20 protein-coding genes are annotated in these 20976 nt (G+C 53.1%); 8 read left to right on the plus strand and 12 right to left on the minus strand.

Annotation, left to right across the window (positions count from 1 at the left end):
• The first annotated feature begins 282 nt into the window (after positions 1 to 282).
• The 4 genes from FE788_RS09070 to FE788_RS09085 all read left to right on the plus strand — a co-directional run bounded on the left by FE788_RS09070 (position 283) and on the right by FE788_RS09085 (position 7895).
• Positions 283 to 747, plus strand: coding sequence for a hypothetical protein (locus FE788_RS09070; RefSeq protein WP_138380337.1), 465 nt, complete (start codon positions 283 to 285; stop codon positions 745 to 747).
• Positions 748 to 1098: 351 nt separating this feature from the next.
• The gene (locus FE788_RS09075) at positions 1099 to 3807 is read left to right on the plus strand and encodes a TonB-dependent receptor (protein WP_138380338.1); all 2709 of its coding nucleotides are present in this window, start codon (positions 1099 to 1101) and stop codon (positions 3805 to 3807) included.
• A gap of 93 nt (positions 3808 to 3900) precedes the next feature.
• The gene (locus FE788_RS09080; RefSeq protein WP_138380339.1) at positions 3901 to 6426 is read left to right on the plus strand and encodes a PepSY domain-containing protein; all 2526 of its coding nucleotides are present in this window, start codon (positions 3901 to 3903) and stop codon (positions 6424 to 6426) included.
• Positions 6427 to 6545: 119 nt separating this feature from the next.
• The gene (locus FE788_RS09085) at positions 6546 to 7895 is read left to right on the plus strand and encodes an APC family permease (protein ID WP_138380340.1); all 1350 of its coding nucleotides are present in this window, start codon (positions 6546 to 6548) and stop codon (positions 7893 to 7895) included.
• A gap of 82 nt (positions 7896 to 7977) precedes the next feature.
• On the opposite strand, the gene petA is transcribed toward FE788_RS09085, so the two are convergent.
• The 12 genes from petA to FE788_RS09145 all read right to left on the minus strand — a co-directional run bounded on the left by petA (position 7978) and on the right by FE788_RS09145 (position 14762).
• Positions 7978 to 8511 (minus strand): ubiquinol-cytochrome c reductase iron-sulfur subunit, encoded by a 534-nt coding sequence (petA, locus tag FE788_RS09090; protein WP_138380341.1) that lies wholly within the window; start codon positions 8509 to 8511, stop codon positions 7978 to 7980.
• 71 nt (positions 8512 to 8582) lie between these two features.
• Entirely contained in the window at positions 8583 to 9149 is a 567-nt protein-coding gene (locus FE788_RS09095) for a DUF2231 domain-containing protein (protein ID WP_138380342.1), read from the minus strand.
• 176 nt (positions 9150 to 9325) lie between these two features.
• Positions 9326 to 9685 (minus strand): c-type cytochrome, encoded by a 360-nt coding sequence (locus tag FE788_RS09100; protein ID WP_210413849.1) that lies wholly within the window; start codon positions 9683 to 9685, stop codon positions 9326 to 9328.
• On the minus strand, positions 9682 to 9975 hold the full coding sequence (locus FE788_RS09105) for a cytochrome c (RefSeq protein ID WP_138380343.1): 294 nt from the start codon (positions 9973 to 9975) through the stop codon (positions 9682 to 9684). Before FE788_RS09105 ends, FE788_RS09100 begins: the two co-directional genes overlap by 4 nt.
• Before the next feature lie 20 nt (positions 9976 to 9995).
• Positions 9996 to 11264 carry a porin gene (locus tag FE788_RS09110; RefSeq protein ID WP_168190351.1) on the minus strand — a complete coding sequence of 423 codons (1269 nt, stop codon included), beginning with the start codon at positions 11262 to 11264 and terminating at the stop codon, positions 9996 to 9998.
• A gap of 195 nt (positions 11265 to 11459) precedes the next feature.
• A complete protein-coding gene (locus tag FE788_RS09115) occupies positions 11460 to 11684 on the minus strand; it encodes a hypothetical protein (RefSeq protein ID WP_138380345.1) in 225 nt (74 codons plus the stop codon).
• 205 nt (positions 11685 to 11889) lie between these two features.
• Positions 11890 to 12234, minus strand: a complete 345-nt coding sequence (locus FE788_RS09120) for a DUF4175 domain-containing protein (protein WP_138380346.1) — start codon at positions 12232 to 12234, stop codon at positions 11890 to 11892.
• A gap of 172 nt (positions 12235 to 12406) precedes the next feature.
• Complete coding sequence (locus tag FE788_RS09125) at positions 12407 to 12982, minus strand: RNA polymerase sigma factor (protein ID WP_168190352.1); 576 nt, start codon at positions 12980 to 12982, stop codon at positions 12407 to 12409.
• Positions 12960 to 13406, minus strand: coding sequence for a Spy/CpxP family protein refolding chaperone (locus FE788_RS09130; protein WP_138380348.1), 447 nt, complete (start codon positions 13404 to 13406; stop codon positions 12960 to 12962). Before FE788_RS09130 ends, FE788_RS09125 begins: the two co-directional genes overlap by 23 nt.
• Positions 13403 to 13729 (minus strand): hypothetical protein, encoded by a 327-nt coding sequence (locus tag FE788_RS09135; protein ID WP_138380349.1) that lies wholly within the window; start codon positions 13727 to 13729, stop codon positions 13403 to 13405. Before FE788_RS09135 ends, FE788_RS09130 begins: the two co-directional genes overlap by 4 nt.
• 95 nt (positions 13730 to 13824) lie before the next feature.
• The gene (locus FE788_RS09140) at positions 13825 to 14244 is read right to left on the minus strand and encodes a c-type cytochrome (protein ID WP_210413851.1); all 420 of its coding nucleotides are present in this window, start codon (positions 14242 to 14244) and stop codon (positions 13825 to 13827) included.
• A gap of 167 nt (positions 14245 to 14411) precedes the next feature.
• Positions 14412 to 14762: a hypothetical protein gene (locus FE788_RS09145; protein WP_210413853.1), complete on the minus strand. Its 351-nt coding sequence runs from the start codon at positions 14760 to 14762 to the stop codon at positions 14412 to 14414.
• 105 nt (positions 14763 to 14867) lie between these two features.
• Between FE788_RS09145 and FE788_RS09150 the strand changes: the two genes are divergently transcribed.
• From FE788_RS09150 to FE788_RS09165, 4 genes are all read left to right on the plus strand, one after another.
• Positions 14868 to 15050: a hypothetical protein gene (locus tag FE788_RS09150; RefSeq protein ID WP_138380351.1), complete on the plus strand. Its 183-nt coding sequence runs from the start codon at positions 14868 to 14870 to the stop codon at positions 15048 to 15050.
• A 95-nt stretch (positions 15051 to 15145) separates the two neighbouring features.
• Entirely contained in the window at positions 15146 to 16399 is a 1254-nt protein-coding gene (locus tag FE788_RS09155; RefSeq protein WP_138380352.1) for a TolC family protein, read from the plus strand.
• The gene (locus tag FE788_RS09160) at positions 16392 to 17837 is read left to right on the plus strand and encodes an efflux RND transporter periplasmic adaptor subunit (protein ID WP_138380353.1); all 1446 of its coding nucleotides are present in this window, start codon (positions 16392 to 16394) and stop codon (positions 17835 to 17837) included. Before FE788_RS09155 ends, FE788_RS09160 begins: the two co-directional genes overlap by 8 nt.
• The gene (locus tag FE788_RS09165) at positions 17830 to 20970 is read left to right on the plus strand and encodes an efflux RND transporter permease subunit (protein ID WP_138381349.1); all 3141 of its coding nucleotides are present in this window, start codon (positions 17830 to 17832) and stop codon (positions 20968 to 20970) included. The genes FE788_RS09160 and FE788_RS09165 overlap by 8 nt, the downstream gene beginning before the upstream one ends.
• Positions 20971 to 20976: the final 6 nt, after the last annotated feature.

The raw sequence follows: 20976 nt of genomic DNA on the forward strand, positions 1-20976 counted from the left end.
ATATATATGACATGTCTATACAACCATATAACAAGATAAATATAGATAACATTGGCTATTTCATAGATATTATCACTAACATTCACATATTTTAAGATATCTTTATCTGTATCGCCAAAGAAGAGATTTTTAAAAAGTATTTGACTTTGCATAAATTCATGGAACTATATCTGCCAATTCACAGGGTCCGGTACCCAACAAAAGGGCCAAATCAGCCCCCATACATGTAACGGCATCCCTGTGTAGCAAGACCCCGGCAATAACGATGACCCGGCTATAACCATGACGCAGAAACTGTTCAAAATTGTGTTTGGCGCACTCATCTTCTGCGCACTGCTATTTGCCAATATTGCAAATGCTTGTGCGATGATGGCCGATATGCCCTCACACAAAACAGTTGCCCGGGACATAACCGACCACAAGACAGAAACCGGCGATAACCATGCCTGCGATCCCCTTCAGGCCACGACCGGAATTTCACCAGAACCGGACCAGCCCTCAAAAGAGGCCCCGGGAAAAGGGGACTGCTGCGACTATCAGGTGATGATGCCTTGTGAGGCCACCCCCCTCACCATGCAAGTCAAAACAGAAGTTTTCCATACCGAAAAAGCCATCACCCAAGACATTAAACCCGCTATTTTGCCACAGCCCCAGAAAGTCAAATCCCTATTTCTTCTGTGGCCTCGGGTTCATATTCCGATCAAATCCCAAGACATCTATCTGCAGACATCCCGCCTTCGGATCTAAGAAGTTTCGGGCGTTTCCCGCAAACGTTGCTTCGTTAACCTGACAGGTTTCGGCATCTAAGGCAGCCTTCAGGACGACGGAGCCCCTCCCTAACACAAATTTGCCAAACCCTTTCTGGCGGTTGTTTCGCCCGAGAAACTCTAACCAGAAAACTCAGGCAAAAACTCTGGCAAAAACTCTGGCCAGAAAATTCAGGAGAAAATTCAGGGCAGAAAACTCTGGTCGGGGAACTGTGCCCCGAACACATGAAACCTGACGGGGTAAGGGGAGCGGCCTGCCCGATGAGATGAGACGACACAAAACACAAATCCAACCCAAAAAATTTGAGCTAAAATCTGAGGAGGAATTCCAATGACTCACACATTAAAAAAACATCTTCTTCTCGCCACATCACTTAGCAGCCTGATGATAGGGGCAGTCGTTGCCCATGCCGACGAAGCCGCCGCTGACGCGGAGGCTTCTGAAGCGATGGCCATGGATGAGGTTGTGGTAACCGGCAGCCGCATCAAGCGCAAGGATCTGACGGGCGTTGGCCCCGTGACGGTTTTGTCGCAGGAAATGATTAAAAGCACCGGCATCACCAATATGGAAACCCTGCTGCAACGCCTGCCGGCCTCGGCCGGGTTTGGTGGCAATCAGACGGCCGCCTACTGGGTCTCCAATGGCTGGGGCACGCCCCAGGTGAACCTGCGCGGTCTCGGCATCAACCGTACGCTTGTGCTGCTCAACGGCCGGCGCATTGTGAACGGCGGCACCGGCGCCAACAGTTCTGTTGACCTGTCCATGATCCCCATGTCCATCGTCAGACAGATCGAAGTGCTAAAAGACGGAGCCTCGGCCATCTACGGCGCCGATGCCGTGGCCGGGGTGGTCAACATTATTACCGACAGTGACTTTAACGGCCTGGAGGCCAGCGCCAAATTCGGCATCACCGAAAAGGGCGACGGCGAGGAATATCTCGCAGACCTGACCTGGGGGGTTTCCAATGATCGCGGTAATTTGGTCGCCAGCGTCAGCTATCAGGACAACAAACCCTCGCCGCTAGCAGACCGGGTGCCCTGTCCGCTGGCTGCCGACAGCCTCACAGAATGCAGTGGCAGTTCCAGCACCGCTGGCGGGCGTGCCGTCTATGTTGACGACAATGGCGACCTGGTGCGCATCAACTTCAACAATGACCCCGGGCCGACCAGCTGGGCGCCCTATGATCCCGCCCTCCACAGCTATAACTACAACGTCAATTTCAATGCCGTAAACCCGATCAAACGGCTCTCCTTCAGCACCTTCGGCCATCTTGATCTGACCGATGACGTCAGGCTGTTCGGAGAATTGATGTTCACCAACCGCCGCTCGACTCAGCCGGCCTCCCCCAACACAATAACAAATTTCAACATCGCCGCAGATCATCCCACCAACCCCACGGGGGAAGATCTTCTTGTGGAACGCCGGCGTCTGGTGGAGCTGGGAGAGCGCATCTTCCTGCAGGAAGTCAACACCTTCCGCGTTGTCGCGGGATTTGATGGCACTTTGGCCGACAACTGGGCGTGGGACGCGGCGTTTAACTGGGGCCGCAACACCGGCACCGATACGATCACCAATGTGGTCAACCTGGACCGGTTCAACGAAACCATTGACCCGGATATTTGCGGCACAGGCGGCATTCCCTGTGGCAATTATCTGGGGGTCGGCAATGTCAGCGACGAGGTTCTCGATTATCTGCCTTTTGACATGACCGATACCGGCGGCAACGAACAACTGAGCTTTACCGCCAATATTTCAGGTGAACTATTCACCCTGCCGGCCGGCAGTGTTGGTTTCGCGACCGGGGTTGAATACCGGGAGGATAAGGGCTGGCGTAATCCGGACGCCCTGAAAGTTCTGGGTATTGCCAATTCCAATGCGGAAGAGCCCATTTCCGGCAAGACCAAAGCAAAAGAGGCTTATGCGGAACTCAGCGTGCCTCTGCTCAATAACGCGCCTTTTGCAAAAGAGCTGACCGTCGATTTTGCCGTCCGTTATTCAGACTACGACCGGTTTGACGCGGACACCAACTATAAAGTCGGTGTCAACTGGCAGATCATTGATCAGTTCAAACTGCGCGGCACCTACGCCACCGCCTTCCGGATCCCCAATGTGCCGGAACTGTTCGGTGGCGTCTCTGAGGGCAATCTAACCACCACGGATCCGTGCAGCGGCTGGAGCAATCTTGACCCCAATTCCAACATTTACAAAAACTGTCAGGCCATGGGGGTCCCCGTAGGATACACCCAGCTTGGCAACACGATTCTCACGGATCGGGGGGGCAATCCCAACCTAGACCCTGAAAATGCCCGCTCCATCACTATCGGGGCCGTCTGGCAGCCGCCGTTCATCGAAGGACTGTCCATCACGGTGGATTATTTTGACATCAAGATCACGGACGCCATAACTGAACCGTCCGGCTCAGTGAAACTGGCCGAATGTTATAATTCGGATAATCTGTCCCATGAGTTCTGCGGCCCTGAGCATCATCGCCGCAACCCGGTGACCGGAGTGGTTGATTTCCTCTCAGCCCAGAAAACCAACGCCGGGACCGAACGCCTCAAAGGGGTTGATTTCGGCATGGTCTATAATTTTGAGGCCATGGAGCTCAACAACAGCCTGGACGTGCAGGTCAGTTACCTGGACACTTATGAAAGGATTGCCTTTGACGGCGCCGAACCGTTTGTGCTGGACGGCTTTATTGGCGCGGGCTTTGGCGGCTACCCCAAATGGCGGGGCAATGTCAACTTCACGACGGCTGCGGACCATTGGTCGGCCACCTATTCGGTCCAGTATATCGGTGAAGGAGATGACTTTTTTGTCACCGAAGGCATCGGTTCGCATATGGACGCTGTGACCTATCATAATATCCAAGGAACCTATATGATTACGGACAGCCTGCAACTGGCGTTGGGCATTGACAACCTGTGGAACAAAAAAGCGCCGCGGGTCGCCAGCTGGACCGACGGTAACACCGACACCATGACCTATGATCTGGCGGGCCGTCGCGGATATATCCGGTTAACGTTCCGGATGGAATAATCCTAAATCGGGCTGCGGCACTCATAGGCAAAGCCGCAGCCCGTCATTCTGAGAACGCTTTTTGGAACAAACATATTTCAGGGTAATTTTATAATGAGGGCCTCCTTTATTTCGCGGAAACTTCATAAGTGGCTGTTTCTTCTCATCGGGCTGCAAATGGTCTTGTGGGCCGTAAGCGGCTTTTACATGGTCAGCATTTCCATCGACTATATCCACGGCGATCATTTAATCCGGCCTGAGCCCTCCTCCCGCCCGGACGGGACCGCTTATGTCGTGGACATCAAGGAGGTTCTCTCTACCTACCCGACAGCCACCCACATCGAAACCGGCAGTCTTCTGGAGCAGCCGGTTTATGAAGTCAGCACCCCCGAAGGCGCGCATCTGATTGATGCCCAAAGCGGCGCTGTACTTTCGCCGCTGCCCCGGCAGACCATAGAAAAAATTGCCCAGAACCTATATGCCGGCCCCGGCCCGATCCGTTCCGTCAGACTGCTGACGGACAATCCGCCTTCGGAAATCCAGTCCCGGCCCCTGCCCCTATGGCAGGTGAATTTCGACGACCCGGCCTCGCCGACACTATATCTTTCTCCAATCACCGGAGAACTCGTGACCAAACGCCATGATTTCTGGCGGGCTTTCGATTTTCTCTGGATGTTTCATATCATGGATTATGAAAACCGCTCGGATGTGAACAACTGGCTATTGCGATTTTCTGCTACGGTGGTCTCTTTCGCGACCCTTTCGGGGCTATGGCTGTTATTTTATAGCTTCAATCACCGAAAAACACGCACCCCCTCCCAGTTGACCGGAACAGAAGAGGCTTCAGCCCCTGTCGCCGGATCCGGCAATCTGTTCCGCTCCCTCCATAAATGGCTGGGATTGATTATCGGCCTGCAGGTGAGCATCTGGGCCATCAGTGGCCTGGTCATGGGAATCCTGCCGCATGATACGGTACAAGGCCATGATAGGGCTGAACACCATACCGCCACTCCCCTTCTGTCCGATATCACCCCCGCAGAGATCAGGGAAATTTCCACCATTGCCTCCCCGACCCATGTTGAGACATTTGCCCTGCGTCGCCTGGATCAGCGTCTGGTTTATGAAATCCGGAATCAAAACGGTATCCATCTTTATGACGCCCGCACAGGCAAACGGATAACGATCGGCGAAACGCTGGGCCGGACCCTGGCCGATCGGGATTATGCCGGTACAGCACCGATTGTGGCTGCTGAATTTGTACAGATGCCCACCCATGAAACCCGGCGTCATACAGGCCCGGCATGGAAGGTAACCTATGACGATTCCAGGGACACCACATTGTATATTTCTGCCGAAACAGGAGATGTTATTGCCCGACGCAATGATGTCTGGCGGGTTTTTGACGTTTTCTGGATGCTCCACATGATGGATTATACCCGGCAAGATAACTTCAACAGCTTCTGGATCATTACCGTCGCCTTTTTTGGTCTGTGGTTGTCCATCACTGGCGTGATCCTGCTGTTCCAGTCATTCAGTAAAGCAGAGTTCAGAGCCGCTCTCGCCAGACTGACCCCCGGCACCTCCCGCCGAAGCCTCACCATCTATGACAGCGACGGCGGGCATAAAACCAACATAACCACTCCTTTCGGCCTGTCTGTTTATGACAGTCTGGCTTATGCGGGTATCAGCCTGCCTTCCAGCTGCGGCGGCGGTGGCAGCTGTGGCCTGTGCCGGGTGAAATTCACGGAAACGCCGCCCCCGGCGCTGACCCCGGACCGGCACCATTTTTCCCGCCGGGAACTGGACGAGGGATACAGGCTGTCCTGTCAGCACCGTCTGATGGAGGATCTCAGCGTTATCGTACCGAAAGACGCTTTTGAGTCCAAATCCTATACCGCGGAAGTGGCGTCCAACCGCCCCCTAAGCCCGACAATCCGGGAAATCAGGCTCAAACTGAAAACGGCGGATGATTTTTCATACCGCGCCGGCAGTTATATGTTGGTGGATATTCCAACACCAGACGGCCCCCCCCTGCAACGGGCTTATTCCATGGCCACATCCTGTATGGACCATCCAGGAGAAATTGTTTTCAATGTCCGATACATGCCCGCCCCCGAAAATGTCCCAGGAATCCCGGCAGGGCTCGGGTCAAGCTATATGTGCGCCCTCAAAGCCGGGGATATCGTCCGCCTTTCGGGTCCCTTCGGTGACTTTGCGGCGCGTAACAGCGATCATGAAATGGTTTTTATCGGTGGCGGAGCCGGAATGGCCCCACTGCGCGCCATCATCCGGGATCAGCTTCTGTATCAGAAAACGTCCCGCAAGATCAGTTTCTGGTACGGGGCACGAAATGCCGCCGACATTCTTTATCAGGAAGAGTTTGAGAATCTGGCGGCACAGCACGATAATATGGAGTTTCATGTGGGCCTTTCAGCGCCCCTTGAAACTGACAACTGGCAGGGAGCGACCGGAAACATTCATGAAATTGTCCTGAAAAACTATCTGTCGTCTCACCCTGATTTGGGCAACATTGAATTTTACCTGTGCGGACCACCGGCTATGCTGGCGGCAACAAGAAAGATGTTGCGGGATCTGGGCATAAAAGAGGAAAAAATCGCCTTTGACGACTTTGGTATATAATAGTTGCAAGGGATATCCTGACTTTTTCCGTATCATGTCGCAATGAAGGTCCAGATGACTCCCAGATGACTCTATGACCTAAAAAAGACAGAAACCTAAAAAAGACGGGGAATTGCGGCATGAAAAGCGACTATAAAGAAAACAGCATAACATTAACCGGTGCCGTCTCCATGGGCACCGGTGTAATGATCGGGGCAGGCATTTTTGCCCTCACCGGGCAAGTAGCAGAATTGGCCGGCAGCCTCTTCCCTCTGGCTTTTATCGTTGCCGCGATCCTGGCGGCGTTCAGCGCCTATTCTTATATTAAACTCTCAAGGGCCTATCCTTCGGCTGGCGGCATCGCCATGTATCTGAAAAAAGCCTATGGGCGGGGCACCATGACGGGAGCTTGCGCCCTGCTCATGGCCTTCTCCATGATCATTAATGAAAGCCTGGTGGCGCGTACTTTCGGAACCTATACCCTACAGCTGTTCACTATCGACCAGAGCAGCTTTCTGGTTCCCGTCCTCGGGGTCGGCCTGCTTGCCTTTGCTTATGTGATCAATATTTCCGGCAACCGTTCTGTCGGCATATTCTCCTTCCTCATGGCATTTCTTAAAATTGTCGGCATACTGGTCTTTGCCATTGCCGGCCTCTGGATTGCAGATAGCTTTATTAAACCGGCCCCCATGCCCGAAACAGGCGGATCATGGGAAGGTTTTCTGGCCGCGCTGGCGTTGGCCATCCTGGCCTATAAGGGGTTTACCACCATTACCAACAGTGGTTCAGAAGTTATCGACCCTCACCGGAACATCGGACGGGCAATTATTATTTCCATCATCATATGTGCGATCATTTATCTGCTTGTAGCGCTAGCCATCGGCGCCAACCTGTCATTGCCCGAAATTATTGCGGCCAAAGACTTCGCCCTGGCGGAAGCCGCCCGCCCCGCCTTGGGGAACTATGGCCTGTGGTTTACCGTGGCCCTAGCCATTATCGCCACTGCATCTGGCGTCATTGCCAGTGTTTTTGCAGTCTCACGCATGCTGACCATGCTAACTGAAATGAAAATGATCCCCCATCGTCATTTTGGCATGGGCGGCCGCCTGCAGCATCACCTACTTGTCTATACCATTGTTCTGGCCATGCTGCTGACCATCTTTTTCGACCTTAGCCGGATTGCAGCCCTGGGCGCCATATTCTATCTGATTATGGACATGGCTATTCATTGGGGCGTATTACGACATCTACGCCGCGACGTTGCGGCCAATCCCTTTATTCTCGTAGCCGCCATTATCCTCGACCTTCTGGTCCTGATTGCTTTTCTGAAGATCAAGGCCGAAACGGACAGCCTGATCTTTTTCATGGCACTTGGAATACTGGTGGCAATATTCGCTGGAGAACGATATTTCCTCCAGAAAACTTCTCAAAAAACCTCCCAACAAACTTCTGGGACTAGGGAGGAAGAAACTCCACATCACCATCATTGACCGGCAGCTGGAAGCAAATCGGGGCCATACCGGTTCCCGCATCTCCCGAGGTTGAGAATGCTCAACTTCTGAAGGCGAAACCCTATCCGATACGGATATAGCTGTCCGTCAGAAATGCGTACGGGGGAATATCCAGATTACGGGGGGCGGGTCCTTTCCGGATCCGGCCTGACATGTCATAATGTGATCCGTGACAAGGACAGAACCATCCCCCATATTCGCCTTTTGGATCGCCGGGTTTCTGCCCCAGCGGAATACATCCCAAATGGGTACAAACCCCGATCATCACCAGCCATTCGTCGTATCCCGGCTTGATCCTTTGTACGTCCGTCTCCGGATCCCTTAATTCTGAAATATCTACGGCACGGGCATGGGCAATTTCTTCAGGCGTCCGGCGGCGAATGAAGACCGGCCGCCCCCGCCATTTCACCGTGATGGCCTGTCCGACTTCGATAGGAGACAGATCCACCTCGACAGTCGAGAGGGCCAGAACATCAGCCGACGGATTCATGCTGTCAATTAAAGGCCAAAGCGATATCACACTGCCGGTCGCAGCAAAGACGCCTGAGGCCACATATAAAAAGTTACGGCGATGAACTTCTTTTTTCCTATCCAAGGCAACCTCCTGGGATTCGTATCAATCTCCTCACAGCTCACTTCAGGGCGCAAACTCGCAAACTCGCAAACTCAATGACTATGATCCCCATCCTGGTGGGAATCGTCATGTTCACGCTCCTGTGCAGGGGTGACGGGATGTTCATGATTTTCGCCGGCCTCTCCATGGTGATGATCATGACCTTCTCCCCCGCTTTCCGGCAGGGACATGACTCCAATGCCGTGGCGATACACCACTTCACCCCCTTTATACCCCGTCACGCTCAAAAGACCCGTCGCTACCACCAGCGCGACCAAAAACAGGTCATGCACCTTTTTATCGCGATACAGCACCACTGACCAGAGCACCAGCCCCCAGAAAACAACCGCGGTGGTAAGGCCCCAGTTCCGGTGATCCGTCATCGCCAGATGCGATGGGCCATCATGAGCCACGGTATTATAGGCATAATATCCTGCCGCCACAGTGACAAACGTGATCAACCCCGCTGTCCACAAATTGATATATGCGGCTATCGTTATCTTTTCCGCCCATATTTTTGACGGAAAAAACCGGCCAATCAGAAACAAAAGCGTAGCAACACTATATAACGCGATGGTGAAATGTACAAAGACCGGATGCCAGTTCGGTATGATTTCCATAAGCGTACTCCCTTATTTTTCTTAAGCCCAACAGGTAATACGGAAAAAACCGGTTTATCCCTTGGATCGAAATGCGCCGTTTTCTCCGGTGAATTCGCCATTATTCCCTTCCCCAAAAAAAGGCGGTCTCCCCGACAGGGGGACCGCCTGAGATGCGGAACATCAAATAGTTTTTCCTATTTCTGGAAGGTCTTTCTCAGATAGGCAATCACATCTTTGACATCCTGCTGCGTCAGGTCCGGATTACCGCCCAGGGCCGGCATTTCCATCACAGCCCCTGGACTGATAAACCCATTGGTCACATTCCGGATCAAAATCTCATCCGATTTGGAAAGAGGCCCATCCTTCGAGGTAAAATCGGGCACACCGGGGATTTCACCTTTTCCGTTTTCCCCATGACAAGCGACACAGGTTTCGCCATAAACCTCGGCCCCATTCTGAAGATCCAGACCGGCGGCAACAGAATTACCAACAAGTAACATGCCCCCCAGGAAAACGACGACCCCTGTCTTTTGAAACGGCAAGACCGTCATCATTTCTGTTCTCCTTTGACGTTATTGCTGGACTGAAGAAACAGGATGATGTCCCGGACCATATCTCCCGGAAGGTTGGCCCGCACCCGCATATGCGTCGCAGAAACCTCCCATTCCTCATCAGACAATTCCTTCGGGGCGCGGATATTGTGGCAACGCCCACAATTCTGAGCCCAGGCTTTGGCACCTCTGGCGAGACGTAACGGATCACTTTTCTCCGCGGCCTCCGCCACGGCTATGGTGGAAAACAGTGTAATGAAACACACTGACACAAGTGTTTTGGGAATAGTCATGATCTGCTCCTTTCCCGGCCTTAGAAGCCATAAGCAAATTGAAGTTTGTATCGGGTCTCATCCGGACGCTCGGCCAGAATGAAATTACGCCGTTCGATCCCTGTCTTCACAGCAATGGTAGGGGCAAGCCAGTAATTGAGACCGACATTCCACCTCTTTTCAGAATTGTCGAGTAGCGCATCGTCAATTTTGACCCGGAATTCTCCATATCGAAACACAGGCTCAAATTTCCCTATGATCGGGTTATCGGAAACGTCCGACAGGCGATAGGCCACTTGCGCATACCAACTTTCCCAGGTGGTTTTCTCCAGCGCCCCGTGACCGTCTTCTTCTATAACAGCGCTCTCACCGCGGGGGTCAACCTTGGCGTTCAGATATTCAAAACGGACATCCCACGGGCCCTTGGCATAGGCCCCGTCAACGCCCCACAAACGATAGTCGCCATTTTTAGCGGCGATAATATCACCATCAGCCGCGATGCCGGCTTCTTCGTTCAGCGCGGCATCCAGATAGGAGAATCCGACCTCGAAAGAGGAGCTGTGTACCACGGCCACACGCCCCCCGATGGATTTGTTGCCGTCATTGTCCTCGCCAAACCCTTCCAATTCCAGTTCATCCTCATCATGACCAAAACGCGGCCCGTTACCGACGGCGAGAGAATAGGTAAAGATGAAATCATTGGCGGGAACGCCGCCTCTTAACTGAAAGCCCACATCACTGGTTGGTTGCGCACCGCCATGACCGAACCCGGCCGGTGCATTCATGGACCGGTTAATCCAGCTCGGATGCAACCGTTCCTGGAACTGGCCGATGGGGCTCAGATATTTGCCGACAACGAGTGTCACATTGTCATGCAGCAGAAAATCCAGTTGTGAATATTCCAGGGCAATTTCGGTTTCGCCGTCACCGCTCGTCTCAATCTCCATTTCCGCCTCAAAGATCAGCCAGTCCTTGTATTGAAAGTGGAAAGCGGGATTGAACTTACCCGCGACAAAACTGTCATTCTTGCCGCCGGAGACCGCCTCAAACCCGGCATCCGCATATCCGGCCAGATGCCATTTTGTGTCCGGTTCGGCCTCTCTGGACACATATTTACTCAAGACCGGGTTTTGTGACTGGATTCTGGTTTCCAGTTCCTTTTCCTTTTTGGAAAGGGTTTGTTCTTTTGTGACAAGGTTATCCTTGAGCTGCAAAAGGTCCTGTTTCAACTGCTCAAGTTCATCAAGCTTTTTTTCAATCTCAATGAGTTTTTGCTGATAGCCCGCAGGATCTTCCTGTGCCTGGGCCATTGCAGCGCTCCCCAATAACAAAGTTGTCATTAGGGGGGCATACAGTATTTTCTTTCGTATATGCATGAGCTTTCCTTCCATAAGTGACTAAGAACTGCACGCACGGGACCGCCGCCGCGACACCCGTTCGCGATCAAATTTTCTGAAAACCGTGGTCTTCAGTTCCCGATTATGTGATGACGGAGAAAGTTCGGATCAGCGATGAGGCATCATATGCTGAACGTCATAGACCCCTTCAAAATAGTAATAGGCCCAGTAGGCTCCCGTACAGATCGCCGCGAGCGTCCCCGTAACGATCATGACCCATGCCGCCCATTTCATGAGCGAACTGTTTTCCTTTTGCGCAAAATGCAAAACGATCAATCCCGACGCCAGCACCGCCACATCAACCATAAACGCAATATCGCCAAGAAATTCCATCGACCCCTCCTTTAAAAACGAGTGTGGATTTCAACTTCCGTCTTATGGGGTGATACGAATGGCAACGGGGCTGCCCTCAAAAAATCAAACGAAAATGGAAAAATAAAAACAAGCCGGAAAACGGCCTTATAAATATCGGGACCGGACGATGTGAACAGTTCCACTGACCAGTCCCGCAGCAAGACAAAAGCCGGGTCAAGCGAGCTTAATGATTATGCCCGTTTCCCTGATGGCGATGTTCAGGCTTCTTGTCGCCTTTCTGATGATGCCCGTCTTTCCCCGCACCGCCATGCATCTTTTTCATTTTATCCATCATCTGGCCCATCTGATCATGCATTTTCTTCATTTCGGACCTGTGGCCGGGATCTGACATCTTCTGCATCATATCCCCCATTTTGGTGTGCATGTTTTTCATTTCCTTCATCATCTGCATCATGTCGGCAGACTGTCCGCTCACCATCTGGTCATGCTGATGCTCTTTAGGCCCGGAAGCAGCATACCCGCTTGCGGGCAGGGACAACAGGGCCGCAATGATTAATGTTTTTGTCATGATTTTCACGATTTCATCTCCTGTGAAACTAGTTGTATTCAGGGTCTCGTTTACAAAATGCTGTTCAGCAGTACTGATACGAGACGACAGCGGTCATCCCTTAGAGTGAATTGTGCACAATTCACTCTAGAACAGCCGAGCGACAGAAAGACTGTTCTGTACCGGACAGGGGTCAGGAAACGAGTTTTTTGCGGGCACGGTAAATTCTGGTTTCCACGGTTTTGGTGGTCACGCCGAGGATCTGCGCGCATTCCTCCTGGGGCATGTCCTGCAGCACACACAGGATAAAGGGGGTTTTCAGCTTATCCGGCAGCCGCGCCACAGAACGGGCCAGTTTCTGAAGCTCCATTTTGTCATCAAGAATTTTATCGGGGCCCGCCCCCTTGAAAGAAACATTTTCCAGAAAATCATGTGCTTCGTCGGTGTCTGTATAGGCGGTAAAGGATATAAACCGCCTCAAGGTGTTTTTTCGCCCCCAATCCCGGCATTTGTTCAGGGCAATCTGAAACGCCCAGGTGGAAAACCGTCGCGACGGATCATAAAGATGAATTTTTTCATAAATACTGACAAAGGTTTCTTGCAGCAGGTCGTAGGCTTCTTCCCGATCTGTCACATAACGGCAGATGAAGGCATATAACCGCGCCTTATATCGGCGCATGATCTCCTCAAATGCCCCGTGACTGCCCGCCCTCATTTCCCGGGCCAGGGTTTCATCATCCAAATCTTTATTTTTTATGCCGGCTGCCATAAAGAACGTCCGCCACGTAATCGTCCAGGATTTCTGATTGTTCTTCATCCAGCAGGGCGCGCATCTCAAAGATGTGTTTCAAGGTAATTTTCTGAAGTTCGCCCATCGCCTCATGAATGTCATCGACCGCGGCCTGAACTTCTGGCGTATAGGCCTTTTCCTCGCGCATCACATCCGCAAGTTTCATATTGGACAGAGCGATCTGATGCTCGTAAAAGGCTTTCTGTTCAGCAAAGACCTTTTCTATGGGGATCAGCTTTTTTTTCTGTTCCTCCGTCAGATTCAGAATCTCGTGAAATGCCTGATGCGAACCATGGTTGTCCCTGGGTGGCGCCGGAAAAAACCTTTCGGCCAGAAGAAAACCTGCGCCCGCAATCAGGAACAGGTTAAAGGCAAATACAACAATCTTGAAAATTCTGCTCATTGGGACACATTCAGCAAGGTTGACGGCAACAGGTTATTATCCGCCGTAAGCACCTCAAGACCCAACTGGTCCTGAGGAAACAGGGGGGATGCCTTTTGCGTCACCGCCCCCATATACAGCCCCAGAAACAACGTCAGAGCCATCGCCGGAATCCCCACATAGGAAGGCACGCCGAAACAGGCTTTCAGCCAGCCTGCCAAACCACGACTTTCGGCAACCCTGTGCTGAAGCCGCAGGTTCACGTCTTTTTCCAGTGAAACCAAATCACTTTCAAAGTTCACTCTCGCATAACTGTTGAGAAGATCGTCTATTTTTTTGTCCATTTTAATACCCTTTATAATGAAGCAGCCCCTTTGGTCCCGGGCCATACGCGTCCCCGTCACACGCAGGATACATCACAATGTATATACCAGTCAGGTCACATCTGATGTTTTTTATATTTAATGCCGTTGGCCCGCTGCAATTCACGAATATAGGCAATAATAAGCTCTGTTTGCTTCCGGCTGACATGCCGCTGCGGCAACATATTGCCAAACCGCCAGTGATGCTGGGGCACACCGCTCTGCACTGCCCGGTAAAAAGCCATATCCGAATGATGGCCCGGATTATAGATGTCATGCAACAAGGGAGGGCCCTGTTCGGTGCCCAACGCATTGACCCCATGACATTGGGCGCAGTTTTTATTGAAAAGCTCCAGACCTTTTTGCGCCGCAGCAGAAAACGCCGGGATAACAACCTGTTGTCGGGACGATATCCCCTGTGTTTCGTTTTTATTCCATACGGCATAAACAGCCGCCAGCGCCCCCAGCAAAATCATCACACCTACAAACTTACCCACTCAACTCTCTCCCTGAATACGGTCTCAGTTTTTCAATACTCCCGGTCTTTAAAATATTGCGGGTTGGTTTTGCGTTCCGAGTCGCAAAACATGTTATGACTTACAAAAAAACCGGTTTTGAGGCCAGTTTCTGGAAAAACGACTAAGTCACTGTATTTTATGTATTATTACAACAAAATACTCTCATGACATTTTAAACTGGCTTTATTAATACGAAAAAATAATCCCCATCCCTTATAAAAATACTGAAAAAGCAGTTTTTTTTGCCTGAGAGCATTTGCTGCTTGACGACGTCCAGCTAATCGCCCAAATATCCCTATATGTTTACGAGGGTACGACATATGATCCGGCAGCAGGGAAAAAGCCTTCTTTTTCTCATTGTCGCTGTGGTTCTTGGACAACTGGCGTCGTCTGTGCCAGCAACGGCCCATGCGGCTATGGCCATGGATCACATGGCCTGTGGCCAAGATCATCATGTTCAGGATCATCATGTTCAGGGTCACCAGGGCCAAAATCATCAGGCTCAACATCCCTCATCGCCAACGGCTTCAATGTCTGAACTCTGCTGTGATCTGACAGAGGGAACCCCTTCCGCCTCCCTAGGCGAGCCGACGGTTGTCCCCATGTCCGCCGATTTGGCCTGTTATGATGCCTGCATGACGTTTTGCATCGCCCTTCATGCGGCGCTTCCCCTGCCGGACAGTACGGTCCGCACCTTTGCCACGCCATCTGCGCCGCATCGTCCTGATATGGATGATCCGACGGCATATATTTCCGACTTCATTTCTCCTCCACCCAAGGCCTAATTCGGCCCGCACTTTCTTTGTTACGTGTTTCGTAACTCCTGCGACCTGAACTGATCAGGCCGCAAAAAATTCCATTCCCTTATGGAGGAAAACATATGATTAGAACCCTTCCGCTTCTGCTTGCGGCATGGGGCTTTCTGTCCGGAATAGCCACCGTCGCCACCGCAGAGGAAACATTAACGATGGACCGGGCTGTAGCTCTAGCGCTCAAGGCCAATGACCCGTCCGCAACCCGATTCAAACAGCAGGGGGATGCGCTTGCTGAACAGGCCATTGCCGAAAGCCAGCTCCCGGATCCGAAACTTAGCCTGGATATGGCCAACTGGCCCGTGGACAGTTTCAGTTATACCCAGGAGCCCATGACGCAGGTCAAGATCGGCATTCAGCAATCCGTGCCCCGGGGCAAGACCCTGTCCTATAATCGTGAAAAACGGGAAGCCGAAGCCCGCGCAGAATATGAAAAATACAATCTGCAGACCCGGAACATCATTCTTGATGTCCGGCAGGCCTGGCTGGAGCTGTATTATTGGCGTAAGGCTCGCGAACAAGTCGAAAAAAGCCGTGAAGAAATCAAGGAACTCATCGCGGTAATCGAAAGTGTCTATGTCACAGGCCGCCAGACCAGCCAGGACTTGCTCAGGGCCGAACTGGAACTCAGCATCCTGGATGACCGGTTGATCGACGTGGATCGGCAAATCGACATGACCAAAGCCGACCTCGCCCGCCTGATCGGGGGGGAGGCCGCCTCTTTGCCACTGGCGGATCACCTGCCGGTTCTGCTGTTCCCTTCGGAAAAGGAAGTGATCAGGGACAAACTCACCCAGCACCCCGCCGTGAAGGTGGATGACGCCATCATCACCGCCCGGACAAAAGCCATCAATATTGCCGAGGAACAATATAAACCCGGCTGGACGGTGCGTGCGGGATATGGTTTCCGGGGCAACGAACGGTCCGATTTTGCCTCTCTGGGCGTCACTATGGATGTGCCGCTGTTTACCGCCAACCGACAGGACAAGGCTCTGTCCGCGGCAAAACTCAAGCGACATGCTGCCCGCCTCAGCCGAGACGAGAAACTTCTGGAACTTTATAAATTCCTGGAGCGGACCTATTCGGACTGGAAGGGTCTGGAAGACCGGATCAAGCTTTATAAAAAAGTGGTCATTAACCGTGCGGACGAAACCAGTCTGGCCTCTCTCGACGCCTATCGCAACAGGGTCGCCGATTTTCCGGAACTGATCCGCTCCCGTCTTGCCGTGCTCGATGCGGAACTGACCCTCATTCGTCTGCAAACAAACTATCTTCAGGCTCAGTCCCGCCTCTTGTTCCTGGAAGGAGAATACAATGAATAAAAAACAGCTTGTCATATTGGGGACCGTTTTATTAACAGGGGCGGCGCTGGGCTACGGTTTTGCGCATCTGCCCTCAGCCGATTCCGCCCCTACCGAAACCGGACAAAAAAGGGAAATCCTATACTGGGTCGCCCCGATGGATGCCAATTACCGCTCCGACAAACCCGGGAAATCTCCCATGGGCATGGATCTGATCCCGGTCTATGCGGATGACGCCGCGGCGGAGAGTGCAGAAGAACCGGCCCTTAAAATCAATCCTGCCGTCGTCAACAATCTTGGCGTGCGTACTGCCAAAGTCGAAAGATCGACCCTGTATCACCCTGTTCATACCGTGGGGTATGTCACACCGGATGATGACAAGATCAGCCTTATTGACGTGCGGACGGAAGGTTGGATCGAAAAACTTTATGTGAAGACTGAAAATGAATGGGTCAAAAAAGGCGACCCCTTATTCAAAATCTATTCCCCGCAACTCGTCACGGCCCAAACCGAATATCTTCAGGCTGTAAAGCGTAACAACGCCTCCCTCATCAAAGCCTCGGAGGATCGCCTGAAAGCCCTCGGCATGAGAGACAAACAAATCCGCACACTCAGAAAAAAACGACAGGTCGAAAGTCTGACGGATATCCTGGCCCCGCAGGACGGCGTCATTCTCACGCTGAATGTTCGCGAGGGGATGTTTGTGAAACCCGGCGATACTGTCCTCAAGCTGGCCGACCTTTCCTCGGTCTGGGTCATGGCGGAAATTTTCGAAAATCATATCGCCTGGGTCGCCCAGGGACAGGCCGCTGAAATGACCATTGCCGGGAAACCCGAAAAAACCTGGCAGGGGGTTGTCGATTATGTGTATCCGGTCGTCGATCCCGTTAGCCGGACTGTGAAACTGCGGTTGCGGTTTGAAAATCCCGATCTTTTTCTGAAACCCAATATGTACAGCAAAGTTCGGATCAAGGGGCGCTCTCGGGAAAACGCGCTACATATCCCGCGGGAAGCTTTGATCAGAACCGGCAGTTCTGAACGGGTCATCCTTGCTCTGGGAGAAGGAAAGTTCCGGCCGGCCCAGGTTGTTTCCGGCCTTGAGGCGGGAGACCGCATCGAAATCCTGTCCGGCCTGCATGAAGGCGAAACCATCGTCACGTCTGCCCAGTTCCTGCTGGATTCCGAAGCCAGCATGAGCGTCGGCCTGATGCGTTTGCATACGGAAACCGGCAACAGCACCGAAGCAACGGATCATGCGATAGATCATTCAACACTGTCCCATGACCCGGCTTCCCATGATCCGGCTTCCCATGAGGGCGGCGACCACAGCCAGATGGATCATTCTGGCCATTCAGATCATTCTGGCCATTCAGATCATTCTGAAATGTCCCATGACCCCGCTGCGGGAACGGCAACGGCAACGGAAATGGAACCGGGAAAGGGGATGGACCATGATTAATGCCATTATCAACTGGTCGCTTCAGAACCGTTTTCTGGTGATTGTTTTTTCCCTGATCTTGGGCGGATGGGGCATCATGTCCCTGCTCAAGACTCCGCTTGACGCCATTCCGGATCTGTCGGATGTTCAGGTCATTATTAAAACCACATACCCCGGGCAGGCGCCGCAGGTGGTGGAGGATCAGGTGACTTATCCACTGACCACGGCCATGCTGGCGGTTCCGGGGGCGGTCACGGTGCGTGGTTATTCCTTTTTCAACGATTCCTATGTCTACATCATTTTCAAGGATGGTACAGACCCTTATTGGGCGCGCTCAAGGGTTCTTGAATATCTGAGTCAGGTCGCCCCGACCCTGCCAGCCGAGGCCCGTTCGGCGCTGGGCCCCGATGCCACGGGTGTGGGCTGGGTCTATCAGTATGCCTTGGTGGACAAAACCGGAAAACATGACCTGTCCCAGCTCAGAAGCCTTCAGGACTGGTTCCTGAAATATGAACTTCAGACCGTGGAAGGTGTATCCGAGATTGCCACAATCGGCGGCATGGTTAAACAGTATCAGGTCATTGTCGATCCTGAAAAGCTGCGAGCTTTCAACCTGCCCTTAAGCCGGGTGCGCCAGGCCATCCAGCGCGGCAACCAGGAAACCGGGGGCCGGGTCCTGGAAATGGCAGAAGCAGAATATATGGTCCGGGCCTCGGGGTATATCCAGACACAGGAGGATCTGAAAAACATTCCTCTGGGGTATACTGAGAACGGCACGCCGATCACTTTGTCCCAGGTGGCCGAGGTGCGGCTCGGCCCGGAACTCAGGCGCGGCATTGGCGAGCTTAACGGCGAAGGCGAGGCCGTAGGTGGTGTGGTCATCATGCGGTATGGCGAGAATGCGCTCTCCACCATTGAGCGCGTCAAGGCAAAGCTGGACAATCTGAAAGCCAGCCTGCCCGACGGCGTGGAGATTGTCGAAACCTATGACCGATCCGCCCTGATCAAACGCGCCGTGGCCAACCTTAATGAAAAACTGCTGGAGGAATTCGCCATTGTGGCGCTGGTTTGTGGGCTGTTCCTGTTTCACTTCCGCTCCGCCCTGGTGGTGGTGCTCAGCCTGCCGCTGGGTGTTCTGATCTCCTTTATCATCATGGAAAGCCAGGGGATCAACGCCAATATCATGTCGCTGGGCGGCATCGCCATCGCCATTGGCGCCATGGTGGACGCCACCATTGTGATGATCGAGAATTTCCACAAACATATCGAGAAAACGCCCGTGACCCCGGAAAATCGATGGGAGATCGTCTCCCGATCCGCTATCGAAGTGGGGCCGCCGCTGTTTTTCTCGCTGTTGATCATTACTCTCAGTTTCGTGCCGATTTTTGCGCTCGAAGCGCAGGAAGGGCGAATGTTTCATCCGCTCGCCTTCACCAAAACTTTCGCCATGGCGGCGGCCTCGGGCATCTCCATCACCCTGGTGCCCGTGCTGATGGGCTATTTCATCCGCGGCAAGAATATCATCCCGGAACATAAAAACCCCATCAACCGGGGGCTTATCGCCCTGTATCGCCCGTTTATTGGCCTGGTCCTGAAACATCCGCGCGCCATGCTGGCCTTTGCGCTGGTCGCCATGATCAGCATGGCCTTTCCGCTGCAACGGCTGGGCAGCGAATTCATGCCGGACCTGGACGAAGGAGATCTGTTGTATATGCCGAGCGCCTTTCCCGCCATCTCTGCCGGGAAAATGGCCGAGGTGTTGCAACAGACCAACAAGCTGATCAAGACGGTGCCCGAGGTGGAAACCGTCTATGGCAAGGCCGGCCGCGCGGACAGCGCCACGGACCCTGCCCCCCTGACCATGGTGGAAACCACCATTCGCCTGAAACCACGGGACCAATGGCGGGATGGTATGACCATGGACAAGCTGAAAAAGGAACTGGATCAGCTGGTGCAATTTCCCAGTCTGACCAATGTCTGGATCATGCCGATCAAGAACCGTATCGACATGCTGGCCACCGGTATCAAAACTCCTGTGGGCGTCAAGGTTGCCGGCCCGGATCTTAAAGTCATCTCAGAGATCGGGGAAAAGATCGAACGCGTCCTTAAAAAAGTTCCAGGAACCTCTAGCGTCTATGCCGAACGGGTGACGGGGGGGCGTTTTATTGATATCGACATCGACCGCCTTGCCGCCGCCCGCTACGGGCTCAATATCGCGGATGTACAGGATGTGGTGCGCACGGCCATTGGCGGCATGGTCGTCACTGAAAGTGTGGAGGGGCTGGAGCGCTATCCGGTCAATCTGCGCTATCCGCAGGACTATCGGGACAGCCTGGAAAAGCTGCGCAGCCTGCCGGTGGTGACGCCCTCGGGCGCGCGCCTGCCGCTAAGCGCCCTGGCCTCGATTAATATTTCCGACGGGCCGGGGGCCATCAAGAGCGAAAATGCGCGGCTGAATGGCTGGATTTATGTCAATATCGACGATGTGGATCTGGGCTCTTATGTGAAAGAGGCCCAGCAGGCCGTGCGTGATCAGGTTGAGCTGCCGCCAGGATATTCCATTTCCTGGTCGGGCCAGTATGAATATATGGAACGGGCGGCGGAAAAACTCAGCCTGGTGATCCCGGTGACGATCCTGATTATTCTGTTGCTGCTGTTCTTTAATTTCAAGAATCTGACTGCCGTGCTGATCATTATGGGCACCCTGCCCCTATCTCTGGTGGGCGGGCTGTGGCTTTTGTATCTTCTGGACTACAACATGTCCGTCGCGGTCGGGGTCGGCTTCATTGCCCTCGCCGGCATCGCCATTGAAATCGGGGTTCTGATGATGGTCTATCTCAATCAGGCTTGGGACGCCAGAAAGGCCCTCGCCCGGTCCGAAAATCGCCCCCTCGGGCTTCGGGACCTGCATGAAGCAATCATCGACGGCGCCCTGATGCGGGTCCGGCCAATCATGATGACTGTGGCGGTGATCATCGCGGGTCTGCTGCCAATCATGCTGGGCAGCGGGACGGGGTCCGAGGTGATGCGTCGCATCGCTGCGCCGATGGTCGGCGGCATGGTCAGCGCAACTCTCCTGACCCTGCTGGTAATCCCGGCCGTCTTCCTGCTCTGGAAACGCGCCACTGACCGTCAGGATCTGTCAGAAAACTGAGTACAA

Source organism: Luteithermobacter gelatinilyticus, from assembly GCF_005849285.1.
Taxonomy (GTDB): Bacteria; Pseudomonadota; Alphaproteobacteria; order Sphingomonadales; family Emcibacteraceae; genus Luteithermobacter; species Luteithermobacter gelatinilyticus.

What these genes read in the sequence shown, in the direction of transcription:
- FE788_RS09080 (WP_138380339.1), top strand. Translation starts at nt 3,901, where the DNA reads ATGAGGGCCTCCTTTATTTCGCGGAAACTTCATAAGTGGCTGTTTCTT.
- FE788_RS09070 (WP_138380337.1), top strand. Translation starts at nt 283, where the DNA reads ATGACGCAGAAACTGTTCAAAATTGTGTTTGGCGCACTCATCTTCTGC.
- FE788_RS09130 (WP_138380348.1), bottom strand. Translation starts at nt 13,406, where the DNA reads ATGAGCAGAATTTTCAAGATTGTTGTATTTGCCTTTAACCTGTTCCTG.
- FE788_RS09110 (WP_168190351.1), bottom strand. Translation starts at nt 11,264, where the DNA reads ATGGCCCAGGCACAGGAAGATCCTGCGGGCTATCAGCAAAAACTCATT.
- FE788_RS09075 (WP_138380338.1), top strand. Translation starts at nt 1,099, where the DNA reads ATGACTCACACATTAAAAAAACATCTTCTTCTCGCCACATCACTTAGC.
- FE788_RS09150 (WP_138380351.1), top strand. Translation starts at nt 14,868, where the DNA reads ATGTCCGCCGATTTGGCCTGTTATGATGCCTGCATGACGTTTTGCATC.
- FE788_RS09165 (WP_138381349.1), top strand. Translation starts at nt 17,830, where the DNA reads ATGATTAATGCCATTATCAACTGGTCGCTTCAGAACCGTTTTCTGGTG.
- FE788_RS09095 (WP_138380342.1), bottom strand. Translation starts at nt 9,149, where the DNA reads ATGGAAATCATACCGAACTGGCATCCGGTCTTTGTACATTTCACCATC.
- FE788_RS09115 (WP_138380345.1), bottom strand. Translation starts at nt 11,684, where the DNA reads ATGGAATTTCTTGGCGATATTGCGTTTATGGTTGATGTGGCGGTGCTG.
- FE788_RS09100 (WP_210413849.1), bottom strand. Translation starts at nt 9,685, where the DNA reads ATGATGACGGTCTTGCCGTTTCAAAAGACAGGGGTCGTCGTTTTCCTG.
- FE788_RS09160 (WP_138380353.1), top strand. Translation starts at nt 16,392, where the DNA reads ATGAATAAAAAACAGCTTGTCATATTGGGGACCGTTTTATTAACAGGG.
- FE788_RS09105 (WP_138380343.1), bottom strand. Translation starts at nt 9,975, where the DNA reads ATGACTATTCCCAAAACACTTGTGTCAGTGTGTTTCATTACACTGTTT.
- FE788_RS09135 (WP_138380349.1), bottom strand. Translation starts at nt 13,729, where the DNA reads ATGGACAAAAAAATAGACGATCTTCTCAACAGTTATGCGAGAGTGAAC.
- FE788_RS09125 (WP_168190352.1), bottom strand. Translation starts at nt 12,982, where the DNA reads ATGGCAGCCGGCATAAAAAATAAAGATTTGGATGATGAAACCCTGGCC.
- FE788_RS09120 (WP_138380346.1), bottom strand. Translation starts at nt 12,234, where the DNA reads ATGACAAAAACATTAATCATTGCGGCCCTGTTGTCCCTGCCCGCAAGC.
- FE788_RS09155 (WP_138380352.1), top strand. Translation starts at nt 15,146, where the DNA reads ATGATTAGAACCCTTCCGCTTCTGCTTGCGGCATGGGGCTTTCTGTCC.
- FE788_RS09145 (WP_210413853.1), bottom strand. Translation starts at nt 14,762, where the DNA reads ATGATTTTGGCCCTGGTGACCCTGAACATGATGATCCTGAACATGATG.
- FE788_RS09085 (WP_138380340.1), top strand. Translation starts at nt 6,546, where the DNA reads ATGAAAAGCGACTATAAAGAAAACAGCATAACATTAACCGGTGCCGTC.